The sequence below is a fragment of the Rhizobium sp. SVR5-9E genome (assembly GCF_056755095.1).
Genome location: NZ_JBNDHS010000002.1, coordinates 203,786 through 222,923 on the forward strand (window position 1 = coordinate 203,786; position 19,138 = coordinate 222,923).

19 protein-coding genes are annotated in these 19,138 nt (G+C 60.4%); 9 read left to right on the plus strand and 10 right to left on the minus strand.

What is annotated here, in order from left to right:
* Positions 1–25 precede the first annotated feature (25 nt).
* The 3 genes from ACPYOJ_RS02260 (at position 26) to ACPYOJ_RS02270 (ending at position 2,906) form a co-directional block, all read left to right on the plus strand.
* On the plus strand, positions 26–646 hold the full coding sequence (locus tag ACPYOJ_RS02260; RefSeq protein WP_481414840.1) for a class I SAM-dependent methyltransferase: 621 nt from the start codon (positions 26–28) through the stop codon (positions 644–646).
* Positions 647–772: 126 nt separating this feature from the next.
* Complete coding sequence (locus ACPYOJ_RS02265; RefSeq protein WP_168830664.1) at positions 773–1,570, plus strand: glycoside hydrolase family 25 protein; 798 nt, start codon at positions 773–775, stop codon at positions 1,568–1,570.
* Between the two features lie 82 nt (positions 1,571–1,652).
* The gene (locus ACPYOJ_RS02270; protein WP_481414797.1) at positions 1,653–2,906 is read left to right on the plus strand and encodes a lytic murein transglycosylase; all 1,254 of its coding nucleotides are present in this window, start codon (positions 1,653–1,655) and stop codon (positions 2,904–2,906) included.
* Positions 2,907–3,421: 515 nt separating this feature from the next.
* On the opposite strand, the gene metF is transcribed toward ACPYOJ_RS02270, so the two are convergent.
* The 4 genes from metF to ACPYOJ_RS02290 all read right to left on the minus strand — a co-directional run bounded on the left by metF (position 3,422) and on the right by ACPYOJ_RS02290 (position 8,005).
* Positions 3,422–4,321, minus strand: a complete 900-nt coding sequence (gene metF / locus ACPYOJ_RS02275) for a methylenetetrahydrofolate reductase [NAD(P)H] (protein ID WP_481414798.1) — start codon at positions 4,319–4,321, stop codon at positions 3,422–3,424.
* A 1-nt stretch (position 4,322) separates the two neighbouring features.
* Positions 4,323–5,339, minus strand: coding sequence for an ArsR/SmtB family transcription factor (locus ACPYOJ_RS02280; protein ID WP_481414799.1), 1,017 nt, complete (start codon positions 5,337–5,339; stop codon positions 4,323–4,325).
* A 163-nt stretch (positions 5,340–5,502) separates the two neighbouring features.
* A complete protein-coding gene (gene ettA / locus ACPYOJ_RS02285; protein WP_481414800.1) occupies positions 5,503–7,152 on the minus strand; it encodes an energy-dependent translational throttle protein EttA in 1,650 nt (549 codons plus the stop codon).
* 112 nt (positions 7,153–7,264) lie between these two features.
* Positions 7,265–8,005, minus strand: coding sequence for a ribonuclease T2 family protein (locus ACPYOJ_RS02290; RefSeq protein WP_481414801.1), 741 nt, complete (start codon positions 8,003–8,005; stop codon positions 7,265–7,267).
* Positions 8,006–8,155: 150 nt separating this feature from the next.
* On the opposite strand from ACPYOJ_RS02290, the gene ACPYOJ_RS02295 reads away from it, so the two are divergent.
* The 4 genes from ACPYOJ_RS02295 to ACPYOJ_RS02310 are packed head-to-tail and all read left to right on the plus strand — an operon-like array spanning position 8,156 to position 12,942.
* Positions 8,156–9,085: an alpha/beta fold hydrolase gene (locus tag ACPYOJ_RS02295; RefSeq protein WP_481414802.1), complete on the plus strand. Its 930-nt coding sequence runs from the start codon at positions 8,156–8,158 to the stop codon at positions 9,083–9,085.
* A gap of 15 nt (positions 9,086–9,100) precedes the next feature.
* Positions 9,101–10,054: a DMT family transporter gene (locus ACPYOJ_RS02300; protein ID WP_481414803.1), complete on the plus strand. Its 954-nt coding sequence runs from the start codon at positions 9,101–9,103 to the stop codon at positions 10,052–10,054.
* Between the two features lie 18 nt (positions 10,055–10,072).
* Positions 10,073–11,287, plus strand: coding sequence for a succinate--glutarate CoA-transferase (gene caiB, locus ACPYOJ_RS02305; protein ID WP_481414804.1), 1,215 nt, complete (start codon positions 10,073–10,075; stop codon positions 11,285–11,287).
* The gene (locus ACPYOJ_RS02310) at positions 11,284–12,942 is read left to right on the plus strand and encodes a thiamine pyrophosphate-binding protein (protein ID WP_481414805.1); all 1,659 of its coding nucleotides are present in this window, start codon (positions 11,284–11,286) and stop codon (positions 12,940–12,942) included. The genes caiB and ACPYOJ_RS02310 overlap by 4 nt, the downstream gene beginning before the upstream one ends.
* A 40-nt stretch (positions 12,943–12,982) precedes the next feature.
* Here the strand turns inward: ACPYOJ_RS02310 and ACPYOJ_RS02315 are convergent, their stop codons facing one another.
* From ACPYOJ_RS02315 to ACPYOJ_RS02325, 3 genes are all read right to left on the minus strand, one after another.
* Positions 12,983–13,327, minus strand: coding sequence for a RidA family protein (locus ACPYOJ_RS02315; protein ID WP_481414806.1), 345 nt, complete (start codon positions 13,325–13,327; stop codon positions 12,983–12,985).
* A gap of 54 nt (positions 13,328–13,381) precedes the next feature.
* Positions 13,382–13,720: a protein tyrosine phosphatase family protein gene (locus ACPYOJ_RS02320; protein WP_481414807.1), complete on the minus strand. Its 339-nt coding sequence runs from the start codon at positions 13,718–13,720 to the stop codon at positions 13,382–13,384.
* 73 nt (positions 13,721–13,793) lie between these two features.
* A complete protein-coding gene (locus ACPYOJ_RS02325) occupies positions 13,794–14,633 on the minus strand; it encodes a DUF4432 family protein (protein ID WP_481414809.1) in 840 nt (279 codons plus the stop codon).
* Positions 14,634–14,880: 247 nt separating this feature from the next.
* On the opposite strand from ACPYOJ_RS02325, the gene ACPYOJ_RS02330 reads away from it, so the two are divergent.
* A complete protein-coding gene (locus tag ACPYOJ_RS02330) occupies positions 14,881–16,257 on the plus strand; it encodes a L,D-transpeptidase (RefSeq protein WP_481414810.1) in 1,377 nt (458 codons plus the stop codon).
* Between the two features lie 58 nt (positions 16,258–16,315).
* Here the strand turns inward: ACPYOJ_RS02330 and ACPYOJ_RS02335 are convergent, their stop codons facing one another.
* Positions 16,316–16,780, minus strand: a complete 465-nt coding sequence (locus ACPYOJ_RS02335; protein ID WP_481414841.1) for a MarR family winged helix-turn-helix transcriptional regulator — start codon at positions 16,778–16,780, stop codon at positions 16,316–16,318.
* Between the two features lie 118 nt (positions 16,781–16,898).
* Here ACPYOJ_RS02335 and ACPYOJ_RS02340 point away from each other — a divergent pair, with 118 nt between their 5' ends.
* Positions 16,899–17,582 carry a glutathione S-transferase family protein gene (locus ACPYOJ_RS02340; RefSeq protein WP_481414811.1) on the plus strand — a complete coding sequence of 228 codons (684 nt, stop codon included), beginning with the start codon at positions 16,899–16,901 and terminating at the stop codon, positions 17,580–17,582.
* 99 nt (positions 17,583–17,681) lie between these two features.
* Here the strand turns inward: ACPYOJ_RS02340 and ACPYOJ_RS02345 are convergent, their stop codons facing one another.
* Both ACPYOJ_RS02345 and ACPYOJ_RS02350 read right to left on the minus strand, forming a co-directional pair.
* Complete coding sequence (locus tag ACPYOJ_RS02345) at positions 17,682–18,395, minus strand: AAA family ATPase (RefSeq protein WP_481414812.1); 714 nt, start codon at positions 18,393–18,395, stop codon at positions 17,682–17,684.
* A 264-nt stretch (positions 18,396–18,659) separates the two neighbouring features.
* A complete protein-coding gene (locus ACPYOJ_RS02350; RefSeq protein WP_168830648.1) occupies positions 18,660–19,046 on the minus strand; it encodes a hypothetical protein in 387 nt (128 codons plus the stop codon).
* Between the last annotated feature and the right edge of the window lie 92 nt (positions 19,047–19,138).

Consider the following 19,138-nt stretch of genomic DNA (forward strand, 5'->3'; position numbering starts at 1 on the left):
CAAAGCAGAAAGACATGCCAATCTGATGGATGGCATGTATCGCTACCAGCGCCACGTGTATGATCTGACCCGCAAATACTACCTGCTCGGCCGCGACCGGACGATCCGTCATCTGGATGTTCCGGAAGGCGGTACGCTGCTGGAAGTCGGCTGCGGGACCGGCCGCAATCTGGCGCTCGCACATCGTCACTTTCCCCGCGCCAAGCTCTACGGCCTCGACATTTCGCAGGAAATGTTGATCTCGGCGCGCAAGACCTTCGCCACGAAAGCCACGATTCCTGACTTTCGGGTATCCGATGCCACGGCGTTCACGCCGCGAGAATTCGGGCTCGGCGGTTTCGACCGCATCCTGATTTCCTATGCGCTTTCGATGATTCCCGATTGGCAACGCGCGGTCGATGCCGCAATCGCCGCATTGAACCCGGGAGGACAGTTGCACATCGTCGATTTCGGCCAGCAGGAGGATTTGCCGCGCTGGTTCCGGACGATGCTGAAGGCATGGCTTGGAAAATTTCATGTCACGCCACGAGCCGATTTGCGCGAAGTTCTGGAAGCGCAAGCTCATGAAAATAAGGCGAGATTGTCGTTCGAGCAGATCGGCCGGGGCTACGCCTGGCGGGCGTCTATTGTCTCCGAGCGTTCATAATTAGCTTGAAACTAACCGATTTTTTACGTTGATATGCTGGAATGAGGGGGATTCCTCTACTGAAACTCGTCATTCGAAGGTCAGACTGTGGGGCAAGCAGATCACTCGGCTCACGACGGGACATCCATGCGCCGGCTTTTGTTATGCGTCCTGCCTTTGGCGTTGATGCTCGCCGGTTGTACGTCAGCGGGATATGATTATCTCGATACAGCATCCGTAAAGCCGCAGACCCGTTTCAAGGATTCCGACCCGCAGGATTTCGGGGCCAACCACCCGAACCGGAACGAAATCCACGGCATCGACATCTCCAAGTGGCAGGGCGATATCGACTGGCAGACCGTGAAGAATTCCGGCGTCGCGTTTGCCTTCATCAAGGCAACCGAAGGCAAGGATAGGTTCGACCCGCGCTTCAACGAATACTGGCAGCGTGCCCGCGCTGTCGGAATCCCGCATGCCCCCTATCACTTCTACTATTTCTGCTCGTCCGCCGACGAGCAGGCCGACTGGTTCATCCAGAACGTCCCGCGGGAATCGATGCGGCTGCCGCCGGTCCTGGACGTCGAGTGGAACGGCGAATCGCCGACCTGCCGTTTCCGGCCCGATCCCGCAACGGTTCGGGCTCAGATGCAGCGCTTCATGGACCGCCTGGAAGCCTATTACGGCAAGCGGCCGATCATCTATACGTCAGTCGATTTTCACCGCGACAATCTCGCGGGCTATTTTCAAGACTATCACTTCTGGGTGCGGTCCACCGCCAAGCATCCGGAAGTCACCTATGCCGGACGCCGCTGGGCTTTCTGGCAATACACTTCGACCGGCGTGATCCCCGGCATCAAGGGGCCTGCGGACATCAACGTGTTTGCCGGTTCTGCCAAGAACTGGACCAATTGGGTCGCAACCGTCTCCAAGGACCGAAATTCGTAGCAACGTCCGCTGATCTTTCTTGCTTCCGTCACATTCATCTGTGAAAGAGCGAGACATTTCTTTCGGATATAAGGACGACCCAATGCACCGCTCGCTCGCAAGCCGCTCTGCACTTGCTCTTTTGTTTGCAGTCACCTCAGCCGCCACAGCGTTTGCTCAGGAGCAGGCAATGGCTCCGGCGGCGTCCGCTGCCCCGTCCGCGGCGCCTCAGGCTCCTGCCGTGGCTTGTGGCGGTGATCTCTCCGAGTTTCTGGCTGGCGTGAAGGCAGATGCCGTTGCCGCCGGCGCCTCTGCCGAAGCAGCCGACAAGGCGCTCGCCGGCGCACAGATCGATCCGAAGGTCCTCAGCCGCGATCGTGCGCAGGGCGTCTTCAAGCAGACATTCCTTGAATTCTCGCAGCGTACCGTCAGCCAGGCCCGCCTCGATATCGGCCGCCAGAAGATCAAGCAGTTCGCCGATGTCTTCGCCAAGGCCGAGCAGGATTATGGCGTTCCGGCAGGCGTCATTACCGCTTTCTGGGCAATGGAAACGGACTTCGGCGCCGTGCAGGGCGATTTCAACACGCGCAACGCCCTTGTCACGCTGGCACATGACTGCCGCCGCCCCGAACTTTTCCGCCCGCAGCTGATCGCGCTGGTCGAAATGGTCCAGCACGGCGACCTCGACCCGGCGACCAATACCGGCGCATGGGCAGGCGAGATCGGCCAGGTGCAGATGCTACCGCGCGATATCGTCGCTTACGGCATGGATGGAGACGGCGACGGCCACGTACGCCTGAAGCAGAGCGGCCCGGACGCGATCCTGACCGCTGCGAAGTTCATCCAGCATCTGGGTTTCGAACGCGGCCAGCCGTGGCTGCAGGAAGTCACCCTGCCCGACGATCTTCCTTGGGAAAAGTCGGGTCTCGGAGGCAGCATGACGGCGGGCGAATGGTTCGCCCTCGACGTCAAGCCGCGCGACGGCAACACCAGCTTCGGCAATCTGGAGGGCGCCCTCGTTCTCCCGCAGGGCCGCCACGGGCCGGCCTTCATCGCCTATCCCAATTTCAAGATTTATCTCGAGTGGAACAAGTCCTTCATCTACACGACGTCGGCCGCCTACTTCGCCACCCGCTTTGAGGGCGCGCAGCCTTACCTCAAGGGGACCCCGGAACAAGGCCTGGCGAATGACCAGATGAAAGAGTTGCAGACCAAGCTGCAGTCCAAGGGCTATGACGTCGGCGAGATCGACGGCATCCTGGGCTCCGGCACGCGTGTGGCGATCCAGAAGGAGCAACAGCGTCTCGGAATGCCGGCCGACGGCTGGGCGACACTCGGGCTGCTGGACGCCCTCTAAGCAGCCCGCAATTTCGCGAAGCAGCCAATTTCGACCGCGTCCCGGCAAAGCCGGGGCGCGATTTCATTTTTTGCCGTAATGTCAATAGTTTCCGGCCATGCCTTGATGTTGCCGCTAGCGTTAACGGCCGGTCGCCAATTTTAACGCGCGGTTAAATTGCGTGAAAAAAATTTCATCGTGATTTAGCAGCTAATTCCAAATGGTTAGCTCATGGCTAGCCGCTTTATTCACAAGCTGCCGCTGCGTTGCAGCATGGAAATCGCTTCCCAGCCGACACAATTCAGACATATTATGCCGCCGTTAACGCGAGGAGGCAGACATGGGTATCACACGATCCTTGAATGTCCTGTTGGTTAGTGCAGCGTTCGCGTTCGTCTTGTCCATGCTCTTTATTTGAGACGTAGACGAACCCCATGACTGAAATACCAGGCTCCTAAGAGGCTAACAGTTCAACCAATTGAAAGCGCATGCCGGCCGCCCGGCATGCGCTTTCTTATTGGGTACGAGGTTAGCCCTCAGGCAGCCGCACCGGCCCTCTTCGCGCCTTCCCGCTCGAGGCCGAGGTTACCAAGCACAGCGGAGACAAGCGGCGAGCGGTTCATGGTATAAAGATGAAATTCGTGCAGGCCACGGCGAACGAGATCCTCGATCTGTTCGACGGCGACATCTGCCGCAACCTTCAGCCGTTCTTCCACCTTGTCGTCGAGACCGGCAAAGCGCTCATCGAGAACAGCCGGGATGACCGTGCCGCAAGCGCTGGCAAAACGCTTCAGTTGCGTCAGGTTCTGGATCGGCATAATACCCGGCACGATCGGGATCTTGATACCCGCGGCCCGCACCTTCTCCAGATAACGCTCGAAACTATCGTTGTCGAAGAAGAACTGCGTCAGCGCGCGATCGGCGCCATTGTCAGCCTTGCGCTTCAGCATGTCGATATCGGCCGCCACATCCTTGCTCTCCGGATGCTTTTCCGGATAGGCGGCAACCGAAATCTCGAAATCGCCCATCTCGCGAAGACCGGCGACAAGGGCGGCCGCGTTGGCGTAGCCGCCCGGATGCGGCTGATAGGGAGCTCCCGCCCCGCCCGGCGCATCGCCGCGCAGCGCCACGAAGTGCTTCACGCCGGCCTTGCGGAAATTGTCGATCACCTGATGCGTCTCGTCCTTCGTGGCACCGACGCATGTGAGGTGCGATGCCGTCGCAAGGGGCGTCTCGTTGAGGAACCGTGTGACCGCAGTCAGTGTCGGCGCCTTCGTCGTGCCGCCAGCACCATAGGTTACCGAGACGAAGTCCGGGTTCCAGTCCTGCAGCTCGGCCACGGCATTCCAGAGCTGACCTTCCATTTCCTCCGATTTCGGCGGGAAGAACTCGAAGGAAATGCCGATATTGCGGCGGTTACCGGTTTTCAAAGCCATTTTATATCTCTCCGGCCAATACTGTTTCTGCGCCCTCGGATGCAATGAGGCGCCTCGGATCGCGCGCAAGCCAGATGGTGACAGTAAGCCCCTTCTCGCCCTGCAGACCCGGATGAAGATCGACGGTCTGCTCCACGTCGAGCCCCGCCTTGTGCAACCAGTCGGACATGGCCTGGTGCGAGAAACCGAGGCGAACATGCGCGTGCTCGTCGCGAAGATACTCGAGCCCGTGCGGCGCGAGGTCGATGACCATCAGACGTCCGCCGGGCGCGAGCATTCGGGCTGCCTCGGCGATCGCGACTTCCGGCTGATCGAGGAAGTGCAAAACCTGATGGATGGTGACAAGATCGAAGTCCTGTCCCTCGAAGGGCAGGTTCAGAATGTCGGCATGCCGCACCGACGCCTTGGTGATCCGGGCCTTGTCGAGATTGGCGCGGGCAACGCTCAGCATGTCGCGGCTGGCATCGACCCCGATCGCGCGGCGATAGACCCCGGACAGCAGTTCCAGCATGCGGCCGGTCCCCGTGCCGAGATCGAGCAGCGAGTAGACAGGCTGATTGCCAAGCAATTTGATGACGGCGGCATCTACCTCCTCGTCGGCGGCATGCAGTCGGCGAAGCTCGTCCCACTCGGCGGCGTTACGGCTGAAATAGGCTTGCGCCCGCTCGGCCCGCTGACGCTTCACCGTAGCAAAGCGCTCGCCGTCGCGCAGAATGACCGGATCGTTCTCGGATGCATGCGCCAGGAGCACGCGCACCAGCGCCGCCGCCCTGCCGTCCTGCCTCAGCCGGAAATAGGCCCAGGCGCCCTCCTGATAGCGGTCGATCAGTTCCGCCTCGCCAAGCAGCTTGAGATGCCGCGAAATGCGGGGCTGCGACTGGCCGAGAATTTCGGTAAGATCGGTCACCGTCAGGTCGCCTCCGGCGAGAAGCGCCAGAAGGCGAAGACGAGTGGGTTCGCCGGCCGCCTTCAAGACGTCCACCAGCGCATCCAATCCCAGTCTGACAAACTCAGCCATAGTCGACCCAATCAACATATAAAGATATCTTTATGTGATTTGCGAAGGGCTGGCAAGCAAGAATCCGCTCTGTTCACGAAATTCGCTAATCCAAAAACGACCGGCTGAAACAGCAAAAGCCCCGGCGTCTGCCGGGGCTTTCGATGTAAAAGGGATAGAGAGATCAGCGCGTCAGGCGCTTGTAGGTCACCCGATGCGGGTTGATCGAGTCGACGCCGAGGCGGCGCATCTTGTCCTTTTCGTAATCCTCGAAGTTGCCCTCGAACCATTCCACATGGCTGTCGCCTTCGAAGGCGAGGATATGGGTCGCCAGGCGATCGAGGAACATACGGTCGTGGCTGATGATGACGGCGCAACCGGCGAAGTTTTCGAGCGCGTCTTCGAGAGCCGCCAGCGTTTCCGTATCGAGGTCGTTCGTGGGCTCGTCGAGCAGAAGCACGTTGCCGCCGGCCTTCAGCATCTTGGCGAGATGCACGCGGTTGCGCTGGCCACCCGACAAGTTGCCGACCTTCTGCTGCTGGTCGCCGCCCTTGAAATTGAAGGCGCCGCAATAGGCGCGCGAATTCATCTCGTACTTGCCGAGCTTGATGATGTCGTTGCCGCCGGAAATCTCTTCCCAGACGGTCTTGCCGCCGTCGAGCGAATCGCGGCTCTGGTCGACGTAGCCGAGATGCACGGTATCGCCAATGCGGACGTTGCCGGAATCTGGCGTTTCCTGGCCGGTGATCAATCGGAACAGCGTCGTCTTGCCGGCGCCGTTCGGGCCGATGACGCCAACAATGCCACCCGGCGGCAGCTTGAAGGTGAGGTCTTCGAAGAGGACGCGGTCGCCATAGGTCTTGGAAATGTTCTCCACCTCGATGACCACCTGCCCCAGGCGTTCGCCGATCGGGATGATGATCTGCGCGTCGCCGGGACGGCGATCCTCGGCCGCCGCGACAAGTTCGTCATAGGCGCGTATCCGCGCCTTCGACTTGGCCTGGCGCGCCTTCGGGCTGGCGGAAATCCATTCCTGTTCGCGGGAGATCGCCTTCTGGCGGGAGGCTTCTTCGCGGCCTTCCTGCGCCATGCGCTTCGCCTTCGCCTGGAGGTAGGCCGTATAGTTGCCTTCGTAGGGAATGCCGCGGCCGCGGTCGAGTTCGAGGATCCAGCCGGTGACATTGTCCAGGAAGTAGCGGTCGTGGGTGACCATCAGGATGGCGCCCGGATATTCGCGCAGGTGCTTTTCGAGCCAGGCGATCGTCTCGGCGTCGAGATGGTTGGTCGGTTCGTCGAGCAGCAGCAAGTCCGGCTGGGCAAGCAGCAGGCGGCAGAGAGCCACGCGGCGCTTTTCACCGCCCGAAAGATTGTCGACCGGCGCATCGCCTGGCGGGCAGCGCAGCGCGTCCATGGCCATTTCGACTTGGCTCTCGAGGTCCCAGAGGTTCTGGCTGTCGATGACATCCTGCAGCTTGGCGCCCTCTTCGGCCGTCTCGTCGGAATAGTTCATCATCAGCTCGTTGTAGCGATCGAGGATCGCCTTCTTGTCGGCGACACCTTCCATCACATTGCCCATCACGTCCTTGGACGGATCGAGCTGCGGCTCCTGCGCCAGATAGCCGAGCGTTGCGCCTTCGGCGATCCAAGCCTCGCCCGTCCATTCCTTGTCGAGGCCCGCCATTATCTTGAGCACGGTGGACTTACCGGCGCCGTTCGGGCCGAGGATGCCGATCTTTGCATCGGGGTAGAAAGAAAGGTGGATGTTTTCCAGCACCTTCTTGTTGCCATAGGCCTTGTTGAGGCCGGCCATGTGATAGATGAACTGACGTGCCATTATGCGCTGCTCCGGGCGGAAACTTGAAAACCGTGGCCGCTATGTAGGCGAAAGCCGGCGCCCGGGCAACGCCGAAACCGGCTTCTCTCGGCATTAACGGCAGTCTTTTCCGTCAGAACCCCGCGGCGTCAACGACGCCTTGATCGCACCCAAAGGAGGTGTGGCCGGCACTTTGAATGAGTTTTGCAAGACCCGCGCCGGCTTTCTCCGCCGAACCCGCATCCTCCGACAAGCCGATCGTCAGTTCGCTGATCACGCGCACGCCGCCCGCGCGGCGGCAGCTCATCTTGGCGCGCTCACCCGCTCCCGCACCAAAGCTCTTGTCGAACGCCGCCTTGATCTGATCCGCCTTGAGCGTCTTGCCGACATTTTCGGCAAAAAGCTCGCGCACAGCCGAACCGTTCAGATCACCGATCAGGCGGGTCGCGACGCCGAAGTAGTCGTCGGCGCTCATCTTCGCGCAGGTACCGTGCTTCGTCCATTCGTGGCGCTCGAGGCGCGACTGCGTTCCGGGCATCACCTTCGCGAGTGTTGCAGTATTCTCAGGCGTCAGCTTGACCTCGGGCAGCTTTTGCCAATCACCGTCCTTGTCTGCCGCCTGCACGTCCTTCGAGACGCCACAATAGTTCTGCCGTAGCGGCCAGAGACCATGCAGCGAGAAATTCGTCGCGTCGAAGCGCTCCTTCGTCTGGCTGCTGCATTCCGGCTTCTGCTGATTTGTCTGGCAGAATGCCGGCTGCCAGCTTGCGGCCAGAATGAAGCGTGTCCTCCCCTGTTCCTCCTGAGCCAGCGCCGCACCGGCAACGACCAACGACACGAGATACGCTGCAAAACACAGAAAAACCCTGCTCATCACGCTCTCCAACAAAGAACATTACAGGAACAACTAAGCATGAAGCCAAACTGTCTGCAACCCTGAATCGCAAGGAAATGCACCGTAAAATCGATGGGCCATGTTGCATTTGCCGGGCGATCTGCTCTGTTGCCGCCAGGAGCATAGAAAATGTATTTGCAGACACAATGGCTTGAGGCGCCTGAAACGGCGCTCGCATTTCATCATGAGCCAGCCAATGGCCAGCCGCGCGGCATTCTGCTGATTTTGCACGGCCTGGCCGAGCATTCCAAGCGTTACGCAGGCTTTGCAGCCGCAATGGCCGCGCGCGGCTATCACGTCTACGCCCATGATCACCGCGGCCATGGCGCAACGGCGGCAAGCGGCGCTCCGATCGGCCAGTTCGCGCGGCGTGACGGTGCAGACCGCGTCACCGCCGACGTCGCAGCAATGCGCGATCATGCGGCCTCGCGGCATCCGGGCCTGCCGGTCATCGTTTTCGGCCACTCCATGGGCGGGCTTGTCGCGCTGAACACGGCAATAACCCATCCCGAAAAATTCAACGCGGTTGCCGTGTGGAATTCGAATTTCGCGGTTGGTCTTGCAGGCCGCGCCGCCCAAGCCATCCTGCTTGCCGAAAAAGCCCTGAAAGGCTCGGACGTTCCAAGCGGGTTTTTACCACGACTTACTTTCGAGACCTGGGGCAAATCCATCCCCGGCCAGCGGACGGCATTCGACTGGCTTTCTCGCGACCCTAACGAGGTCGACAAATACATCGCCGATCCGCTTTGCGGCTTCGATGCCTCCGTTTCGCTCTGGCTCGACATCTTCGCCCTCACCTTCCGCGCGCCGCAGGAGCAGCATCTGGACAAGCTGCCCAAAGACCTGCCGATCCACCTCGTCGGCGGCGGCGAGGATCCGGCGACCGAGCGCGGAAAAGCAGTGATCTGGCTGGCGGACCGATTGAAGCGCCACGGCTTCTCCCGTATTAGCACTCAGATATATCAGGACATGCGGCACGAAACCTTGAATGAGATCGGTGCCGAAGCTGCAATTTCCGCCTTTGCCGATTGGTGCGATAAAGCAACCGCAAGGTCCTGACGAAAGGACCTTGGAATGAGCAGCGCCGCGACGACCACAAATGTCTCCTCCGAAGTAACAATGGGCCTGCTGCTCATGTTCCTTTCGGTGCTCGTGTCGCCGATCATCGATATCTTTGCGAAACTGGCGATCGTGACAATTCCGTCCGCGGAAATCACCTTGGCTCGCTTCGTCGTTCAAGCACTTTGCATGCTTCCGGTCGTACTTTTGCGGCGGAGCTGGGCGGCCTTTACATGGCGGCAAAGCGGCTACCATGCGATCCGCGGAGCGATCATCACCATTTCCATGGTGAGCTTCGTGGCAACGCTGAAATACATGTCGGTTGCCGATGCGATCGCGATCTTCTTCGTCGAACCGATCATCCTGACGATCCTTTCCAGCATCTTCCTGAAGGAGACCATCGGCTGGCGGCGATATACGGCCTGCGGCGTCGGTTTCCTGGGAGCGATGCTGATCATCCAGCCGAGCTTCCAGGAAGTCGGGTTCGTGGCGCTCCTGCCGGTGGTCAGCGCGCTCTGCATCGCCATTTTCGCGCTGATGACCCGCGTGCTGTCGCACCGGGAAGACCCTTGGGCGATGCAGTTTCAGACGGGTCTCTGGGGCATGTTGTTCTGCGCCATCCTGCTCTTCATCGGCCAGGGCACCGGCTCGGACGTCTTCGATCCGGTTGTGCCTTCGGCAATTGCCCTTTTCTACCTTGCAGGTGTCGGCGTGATGGCCGCCATCGCCGGCATACTCGGCGTCTACGCCTATCGCTCCGCACCAGCCTCGACGCTCGCGCCTCTGCAGTACTTCGAGATCGTTTCGGCAACGATCTTCGCCTGGCTGGTCTTCGGCGATTTCCCGGATGCCATCAAATGGCTCGGCATTTTGGTCATCATCGCTTCAGGCCTCTACATTCTCTTGCGCGAGCGGCGCTATGCATCCAGGCCGGTATCCGATACATCTGAATCCACACGGGCGCCGTGAGCCGTTCTCGGGAGGAACATGACGGGCAGTAACAAGAAGCCACCGCTATCAGGCATCAGGGTCATCGAACTCGCCCGCGTCCTGGCCGGTCCCTGGGCAGGCCAGATGCTCGCCGATCTCGGCGCGGACGTCATCAAGGTCGAAAATCCGGAAGGCGGCGACGATACCCGCCAATGGGGCCCGCCCTTCGTCGAGGGGGCGGACGGCGAAAACCTCTCGGCCGCCTACTACCATTCCGCAAACCGCAACAAGCGTTCGATCACCGCTGACCTCAGGACCGAGGAAGGCCAGTCGCTAGTGCGCCGGCTGGTCGCCACCGCCGATGTGCTGATCGAGAATTTCAAGCTCGGCGGGCTGGTGAAATACGGGCTGGATTACGAGAGCCTGCGCAAGGTCAATCCGAAACTCGTCTATTGCTCGATCACCGGCTTCGGCCAGACAGGTCCCTACGCCAATCTCGCGGGCTATGATTACATTGTCCAGGGCATGTCCGGCTTCATGTCGATCACCGGCGAGCCGGATCGCCAGCCGATGAAGGCGGGTGTTGCCACTGCCGACATCTTCACAGGCATATATGCGGTCTCGGCGATCGAGGCGGCCCTCATCCACGCCCTGAAAACCGGAGAGGGCCAACTCGTCGACATGGCGCTGCTCGACGTACAGTCCGCGGTGCTCGCCAACCAGAACATGAATTACCTGATTTCCGGCCGGGCACCGGCCCGGCTCGGCAACGCGCACCCGAATATCTCGCCCTATGAGGTCGTGCCGGCTGCAGACGGCTACCTCATCCTCGCTGTCGGCAATGACGGCCAGTTTCGGCGCCTCTGCACCATTTTGGGTATCGAAGGCGTCGCCGGCGACGAGCGCTTTTCAACCAACAAGGCGCGCGTCGCAAACCGCGACGAGGTACGCCGTCTGGTTTCGACGGAGACGTTGACGTGGCAGAAGGCCGACCTGCTGAAAGCCTGCGAAGCAAATGCGGTGCCTGCCGGCGCAATCAACACGATCGAGGAAATGTTCGCCGATCCGCAAATCAAGGCGCGCGAACTACGTGTGGATCTCCCAGACGCGGCCGGAACTGTGATCCCTGGCGTTAGGACGCCTATCGTGCTTTCCGAAACGCCCTTGCGTTACGAAAGGCCGAGCCCCCGGCTCGGCGAGCATCAGGAAGAAGTTCTGGCGGAGCTCGAGGAATTGGAGCGCGCACAGAGGGAGAGGAAACCCGCATCATGAAGAAGACCGGCGGCGAGTTGATTGTCGAAGCGCTAAAGGCGAACGGCGTGTCACGGCTTTCCTGTGTCCCCGGCGAAAGCTTCCTCGCCGTGCTGGATGCCCTTTACGACAGCGAAATCGAAGTGATCGTCTGCCGCCAGGAAGGTGGGGCCGCCATGATGGCCGATTGCTGGGGCAGACTGACCGGCGAACCCGGCATCTGCATGGTCACCCGCGGCCCCGGCGCCGCCAACGCCACGGCGGGCCTGCATATCGCGCGGCAGGACTCGGTTCCGATGATCCTCTTCATCGGCCAGGTCCAACGCGATGCCCGCGAACGCGAGGCTTTCCAGGAGGTCGAATTTCGCCGCGCGCTCACCGAATATGCCAAATGGGTCGGCGAGATCGATGACGCCGCACGCATCCCGGAATTCGTCACCCGTGCCTTTGCCATGGCCACCTCCGGCCGCCCGGGCCCCGTGGTTCTGACGCTCCCTGAAGATATGCTGCGTGATGAGGTGGAGGCGCCGCGTGCCAGGCCTTATGCGCGTGTCGCAGCTCATCCCGGCCGCCGCCAGGTCGACGATTTCTACATGCGGCTGCTTCGGGCCGAGCGTCCGATGGTCATTCTCGGCGGAACACGCTGGGATGCGGATGCGGTGGCCGACTTTCAGGACTTCGCCGCGCGGTTCAAGCTGCCGGTCGGCTGCTCCTTCCGCCGCCAGATGCTCTTCGATCACCTGCATCCGGGCTATGCCGGTGACGTCGGCATCGGCATCAATCCGGCGCTTGCCAAAGAGATCAAGGAAAGCGACCTGCTGGTTTTGCTCGGTGGCCGCATGTCGGAAATGCCATCATCGGGCTATACGCTGATCGACATCCCCTACCCGGCACAATCGCTGGTCCACATCCATCCCGATCCCTCCGAACTCGGCCGCGTCTATCGCCCGGACCTTGCGATCTCAGCCTCGCCGCAAGACTTCGTCGCCGCACTTGCCGATCTCGAAGCGCCCGCCGAGCCGCGCTGGTCGGAGCGGACGGAACGCATGCACGAGGCCTATCTTTCCTGGTCGAAGCCGCCGCAAACCGGCCCGGGTACCGTGCACATGGGGCCGATCATGGAATGGATCGAGGGCAACACGAAAGCGGATGCGATCTTCACCAACGGCGCAGGAAACTACGCCACCTGGCTGCACCGCTTCCATCGCTTCCGGCAGTTCAATACGCAAGCCGCGCCGACATCAGGCTCGATGGGCTACGGATTGCCGGCTGCCGTTGCCGCCAAGCAGCGCTTTCCCGAGCGCGAGGTCATCTGCTTTGCGGGCGACGGCTGCTTTCTGATGCATGGTCAGGAATTCGCGACCGCCGTCCGGTACAAGCTGCCGATCATCGCCATCGTCATCAACAACGGCATCTACGGCACCATCCGCATGCATCAGGAGCGCGAGTATCCGGGCCGTGTGAGCGGCACCGATCTGACCAATCCGGATTTCGCAGCCCTTGCCCGCGCTTATGGCGGCCACGGCGAGACGGTGGAGACGACGGAGGATTTCGCGCCAGCCTTCGAGCGTGCTCGCGCCAGCGGCAAACCGGCGATCATCGAGGTCAAGCTCGATCCGGAAGCCATCACGCCGACGCGCACGCTGTCGGAGATTGCCCAAACAAAAAGCCGGTGAGCGAACTCACCGGCTTTGGTGTTGGCATATGCTGTGAAGCTTAGTCGATCGCAGCAGTTACGGTGAACTCGACCTTGTACTTCGGAGCTGCAAGCTTGGCTTCGCTCGTCGCGCGGGCCGGCGTGTTCTTCGGGTCGACCCAGGCTTCCCAGGCAGCGTTCATTTCGGCGAAGTAGGACATGTCCGAGAGGTAGATCAGCGTCTGCAGGATCTTCGACTTGTTGGAACCTGCAGCAGCGAGTAGACGGTCGACCTCGGCGAGCGCCGACTTGCACTGTTCGGCAACGCTCTCGCCTTCGCCGACCTGACCGGCGAGATAGACGGTGTTGCCGTGGATGACTGCGCCGCTCATGCGGGCGCCGACGTCGATACGCTTGATGCTCATGATATTCTCCTGACTGTGAAATGAAGGGCGCGGTCGCAAAGCCGCGCCGGAAGATCAGTTACGAATGTGCTGCGTCTTCTGGTAGATCGCCGTGGAGCGCGCACCGGAGCGGCAATAGCCGAGCATTGGACGCGGAAATTCGTCGAGTGCGTCGACCATGCCCTGCACCGCTTCCTCCGTCACACCCATCGGCCCCACGGGCACCTGCGCGATCTCAAGACCCAGTTCCTTGGCGCGGGCTGCGATCACCGAAAATGGCGTCTGGTCCGGGCTTTCCTGGTCCGGGCGATGGCAGACGATCGACTTGAAGCCCATCGCCTTGATCTGATCGAGATCCTCCAGCGTGATCTGGCCGGATACCGAATATTCGTCGTCGATCTGGCGGATGTCCATCGCGCGTTTCTCCTCAAAATGAATGGCAGAAGCTCTACGACGCAAGACCGGAAGCGTCAACAAAACAGTTCGCTCAAACGAACGCGAAGCGAAGCGCATAACTCCGGCTTTCGCCTGGCTTCAGCATGTTGAACTCGCCGCCCGCCTGAAGCTCCTCACGCGAAACCCAGCGATGCGAAACCGGTTCGATGCCGAGCACGTCCGCCGGCGCCTTCTGGTTCCGCCAGACCTGCAGATAGGGCAACGTGTCTGTGCGGAAGCGCACGCGCAGCGTCTTGCCGCCGACAGCCGCCATCGGGCCAAGTCGGACCTCCGCTAAGCCGCCTTCGCTGGCCGCTGCCTCGACACAGAAGATGCCGCCAAGCTCTTCGCCGAAGGTCCACGGGAAACCGCCGCCTTCGAGCATCTCGCCTTCCAGCCGTGTACCTGGGTCGAACCATTTGCCCCCGGTATTCATGTGGTACATCAGGAAGGTCGGGACCGTCCGGCTGCTGGTGTTGACGATCTTGTCGTCCAGCGACACTTCGCCCGTCGTTCCATCAATGCGCCACAACCTTTCGATCCGCTGCGCCAATCCTTCGACGGTGACGATATCGATGTCGGCGCGGCATTCGGCGTGACCGTTCTCGAACTTGGTCCAGAGAACCCTGGCCGGATGGCCGGAAGCCGACCCATGCAACGGATAGATCTTGCCGTCCGTCCGGCCAGGGATCGGCTCGCGATGGCGGATGTGATCCGGACCACAGGTGAAGAGAAAGCCTTCGAGCGAGTGGTCGATCCGCGGATCGCCGTCGTCCGGAATAGCGCGCTTCGGCGCGATATCGACGCCTTCGACGATGCATCCGCCGATATCCATCACGGATGTCTCATCAAGCATCAGGCGCGGCCCCTTGGCGGCGGCGAATTCGATCATCGCGACTCCTCCTTATCTTTGAGATGCCGTAGCGTTAGGATCCGCACACCTGTTCGTCAATTGTGGAAAACATGCCCCCAGCGCAACCAGCGCTTCGCGATGGAACCCGCTTACAAAACCAAGCGTTTAGCCGCGGGTAACAATCACAGTTTTTTTCATCTTTTGTTTAGTACGAATTCATAATTTCCACATTAGCGTCAAAATTTGCGGGTGTGTGTCGGCACAGCCACTGGTCGAGGTGAAAGACGTGAATCGCTTTGTAAAATCGGGTTTGTCCCTTGCTGCTGCCGTGCTTGCGTTAACCGCTGTCGCACCCGTTGCGGATGCGCAGCAGTTTGGCCGCCGCGAGCGCGGTGTCGTCATGGTAACCCCGGACGGCGCCATCATTGATTACGTGCCGCCCGGCGCTGACGTCTATTATACACGCGATCGCAACGGCAACCGCGTCTTGGTCGATAGATATGGCAACGTCGTCGCGACCGAAATGCAGGCCCGCAACTATTATCCGCGGCCGCCTGTCCGCGAAACCTATGGCGACGACCCCTACTATGCCGAGGACAGCGAGGGCGGCCGCTACAGGGAGCGCGGCGCGGTTACCGGCGCCATTCCCCGGGATGCGGAGATCCAGCGCGAACCACTTGACGATCAGCCCTATCCGGGCACCGAGGGCCGGGGCTATCCGCCGAACGAGAACTATGCGTCGATCGAACCGGATCAGCAGTTCCCGAACGAGGCGCAGCCGGCACCGCCCTCAGAGCCCGTTATCACGCTGAAGGGTAAATCGAAGCCGGAGATCGTCGCCATTCAGGTCTTCCTCGATCGCGCCGGCGTTTCCCCGGGTGTCATCGACGGCCACATGGGCTCGAACGTCACCAAGGCGATCTACGCCTACGAGCAGATGACGGGTGAAAAGCTGGACCCGAACAATACCGACGCGATTCTCGAGGAACTTCGTCTGTCAGGCGGACTGCCCATCGTGAGCTACACGATCACGCCCGCGGACGCGGCAGGCCCCTATGTCGCTCAGATTCCGGAAGACTATTCGCAGAAGGCGCTTCTGCCTTCGATGGGCTACACATCGACGACGGAAATGCTCGCCGAGCGTTTCCATATGGATGAAGCCTTCCTCAAGGAAATGAACCCCGGCGCCGACTTCACCGTTCCGGGCACGGTCATCAAGGTCGTCAATCCCGGCCAGAACAAGGCAGCCACCGTCGCCAGAATCCTCGCGGACAAGGCCAAGAAGCAGGTCTTCGCCTATGACGATGCAGGCAAGCTCGTTGCCGCTTATCCCGCCTCGATCGGCTCCACCGACACCCCCTCGCCTTCCGGCCTTGTCAACGTCGAACGCGTCGCGCTGAACCCGGGCTACACCTACAACCCGAGGATCAACTTTCAGCAGGGCGCAAACGACAAGATCCTGAATATTCCGCCCGGCCCGAACGGTCCGGTCGGAACGGTCTGGATCGCGCTTTCGAAGCCGACATACGGCATTCACGGCACGCCCGAACCTTCGAAGATCGGCCGCACGCAGAGCCACGGCTGCATCCGCCTGACGAACTGGGATGCAACGGAACTCGCCAAAATGGTGAAGCCGGGCGTGACGGTTGAATTCGTCGATTAAGCCGACAAGTCCAAGCGCACGTAGGAACCAACAGCTAGCCGCAAGGACCTGGCCGTTGTCAGGATTTTCGCGACAGCGCCGCCAGCAAGTCGGCCAGTTGATTGGCGCGGACATCATCCAGCTTCGTGCCTAGATGGCGTTGCAGCGCCGAGGCATAGACCGTCCACATGCGCGCTTGCATGGCGTGCCCTGCCTCGGTCACGGTAACCCACCGGCCCCGGCCGTCCTCGCGGAACAGCTCGCGCTGAACAAGCCCTTCCTTCTCCATCCTGTCGATAAGCCGTGAAAGATTGTGTTGCGCGAGCAGCGTGCGCTCCTCGATCTCGTAGGGGCGCAACTTGCCGTCCTCAGCGCGCGTCAGCTCCAGCAGAACGTCATACCAGCCGAGCGGTGGCAAGGCCGCCGCCTTCAAGTCCTGCTCGATCGCCGTCAACAGCAGCCGTTGAGCACGCATAAGACGGATCCATGCACGTGTGATGGACGGCGAAGGCTGATTGGTTGTGAGGTTTGAACAATCCGACATAGATGCATTTACATCTATATTGACCCACAAAGCAAGCCGCAATATAGATGCAATTACATCTATAGCGACGGAGCCTTCGCATTCGATCCGTTGATTCCAGCAAAATAGGAGCTTCATCATGTCCGACGCCAAGCTGACCCTGATCAGCCATCATCTCTGCCCCTACGTCCAGCGCGCGGCCATTGCGCTGATCGAGAAAGGCGTTCCGTTCGAGCGCAGGTATATCGATCTCGCCGCAAAGCCCGATTGGTTCCTCGCCATTTCCCCTCTCGGCAAGGTGCCGTTGCTGGTCGTGCGACAGGTGGATGGAACGGAGGCGGTGTTGTTCGAAAGCGCCGTCATCTGCGAATATCTCGAAGAGACCCAATCCGGCATCCCGCTCCATCCGGCCGATCCGCTCGCGCGGGCGCAACATCGCGGCTGGATCGAGTTCGGTTCGTCCATCCTCTCGGACCTGTGGGGATTTGAGACCGCAAAGGATCCGGCGACCTATGAGGCAAAGCGCTTGGCGCTGATCGAAAAGTTCAGGCGCATCGAGGATGAGTTGGGTGCCGGGCCCTTCTTCGCCGGTCCTGCATTCAGCCTCGTCGATGCGGTATTTGCGCCGATTTTCCGCTATTTCGACGTGTTCGACGCGATTGCGCCGAACGGCGTGTTCGATAACCTTGCGCATGTGACGGCCTGGCGAAAGACGCTGGCCAGCCGGGAAAGTGTGACGCAGGCAGTAACTGAGGACTATGCCGATCGCCTCGAGGTCTTCCTCAAGAACCATGACGCGTGGCTTCTGAGACAGGCCGCCTGAGACGCTGACTTTTGTAGCCTCACAAATGCAGAGCACTATCCGGTGAGTTGAGGTCGCATCGCCCCGCTTAAGCGACCGCGCCTCAGTGCAACGTCCAGATCAAGCCGCGTCGCGCATTAGCAGGCCGGCAAGGCGTGCCGCTGCCGGAAGCCTGACGGGCACCTTGCGCATGATTTCTTCGACAAAACAGAGCGCATTCTCGCGCGCTCTGTCGAGGTTGGAGACGCGCGCCGGGTCCATGCTGTGCAGCGTACCGCCGCAATCGAAAATATCGCGGAATGCCGAGCGCTCTATGATGGCCGTATCGAGGACCGGAACATTCCGTTGGCTGAGCAGCGATTTGACGAGCTGCAGCGCACGCGTGGTCACCATCGAGTTGACACGGGTCAGAACCACCGAATGAGCGATCTTGATACCCGCCTTCTCATTGAGATACTGCAGCAGTTCCAGCACCTGCGCGCCACCGCGCGCATCCATGGCGCAGCCCTGGATCGGGATCAACACATGGTCGGAAAGACCGACAGCGGTGGCCAGCAGCGGATTGCGTGCGCCGGGCAGATCGACGACGAAGTAGTCGATGGTTTCGCTATTCTCGCTGATGTGAAGTGGAAGCGAGGCGGAGGTCACGAAATCGATGACCTCAAGGTTCGGCACATCGCCGGAAATCTCGTGCCAGCGCGTGATCCAGTGCTGCGGATCTGCATCGAGGATGGCGACCCGATAACCTTTGCGGGCAAGCTCGGTCGCCAGCAAAAGAACAGCCGTGGTCTTGCCGGCGCCGCCCTTGGTGTTTGCAAATGTGATCACTGCCATGTTCGATCCTCAAAGTCGCGAGCGACATCGCTCTCTTGCGCACTTTCGGACTCAGCGTGCGTTAATCCATCCTTTCGAATCATGGTTAACAAAATTTAAACAACGGCGGCGAAATTGCGGTCGGATTTCTCATATTGCTGAAAACTGGAACGACGAAAAAACAAAAAAACCCCGGAAAGCTGGGCTTTCCAGGGCCGATTTGAATGCTCCGGCTTACATCAAAAGGAGCCGGGTGAAATCAGTGTCGATCAGGCGTATTGCCGGCTACTTCGCGAGCGGGCTGCATGTTCCGACATCTGCCGGCCTCGGATGGCCAGCCTGCAGATCAGCCAACTGTGGAAGCGTCGAGTCGGGCCTCCCCAGCGAGGATTCGAAGACGGCACGATTGAGCGTGACTATCCGTCCACTCTTCGAGAAGCTGACCATATCCTTTTCCCCGACATAAGCCAAGCTTGCCCGGATACGGCAGAAGAACTGCTCGTTACCCTTCGAAACCACCCAGCCGAGACCTCCAAACTTTCCCGGTCCAAGCACGCTAACGGAATAGCCCTGTTCTGCAAGGCTTGGAAAGGACTCAGCGCTTGCCGCGGCCGGCAGTGCCAAGCTCATGAATGCTGCGGCTGCAAACAAACAGCGAGATGAACGATGCATAGATTCCTCCCATTATGCATTTACTCCTCCACCCTCTTTTTTAGGTTTAATAAAGATATTTTGCAATCATTACGATGAAGGTGCGACGACGT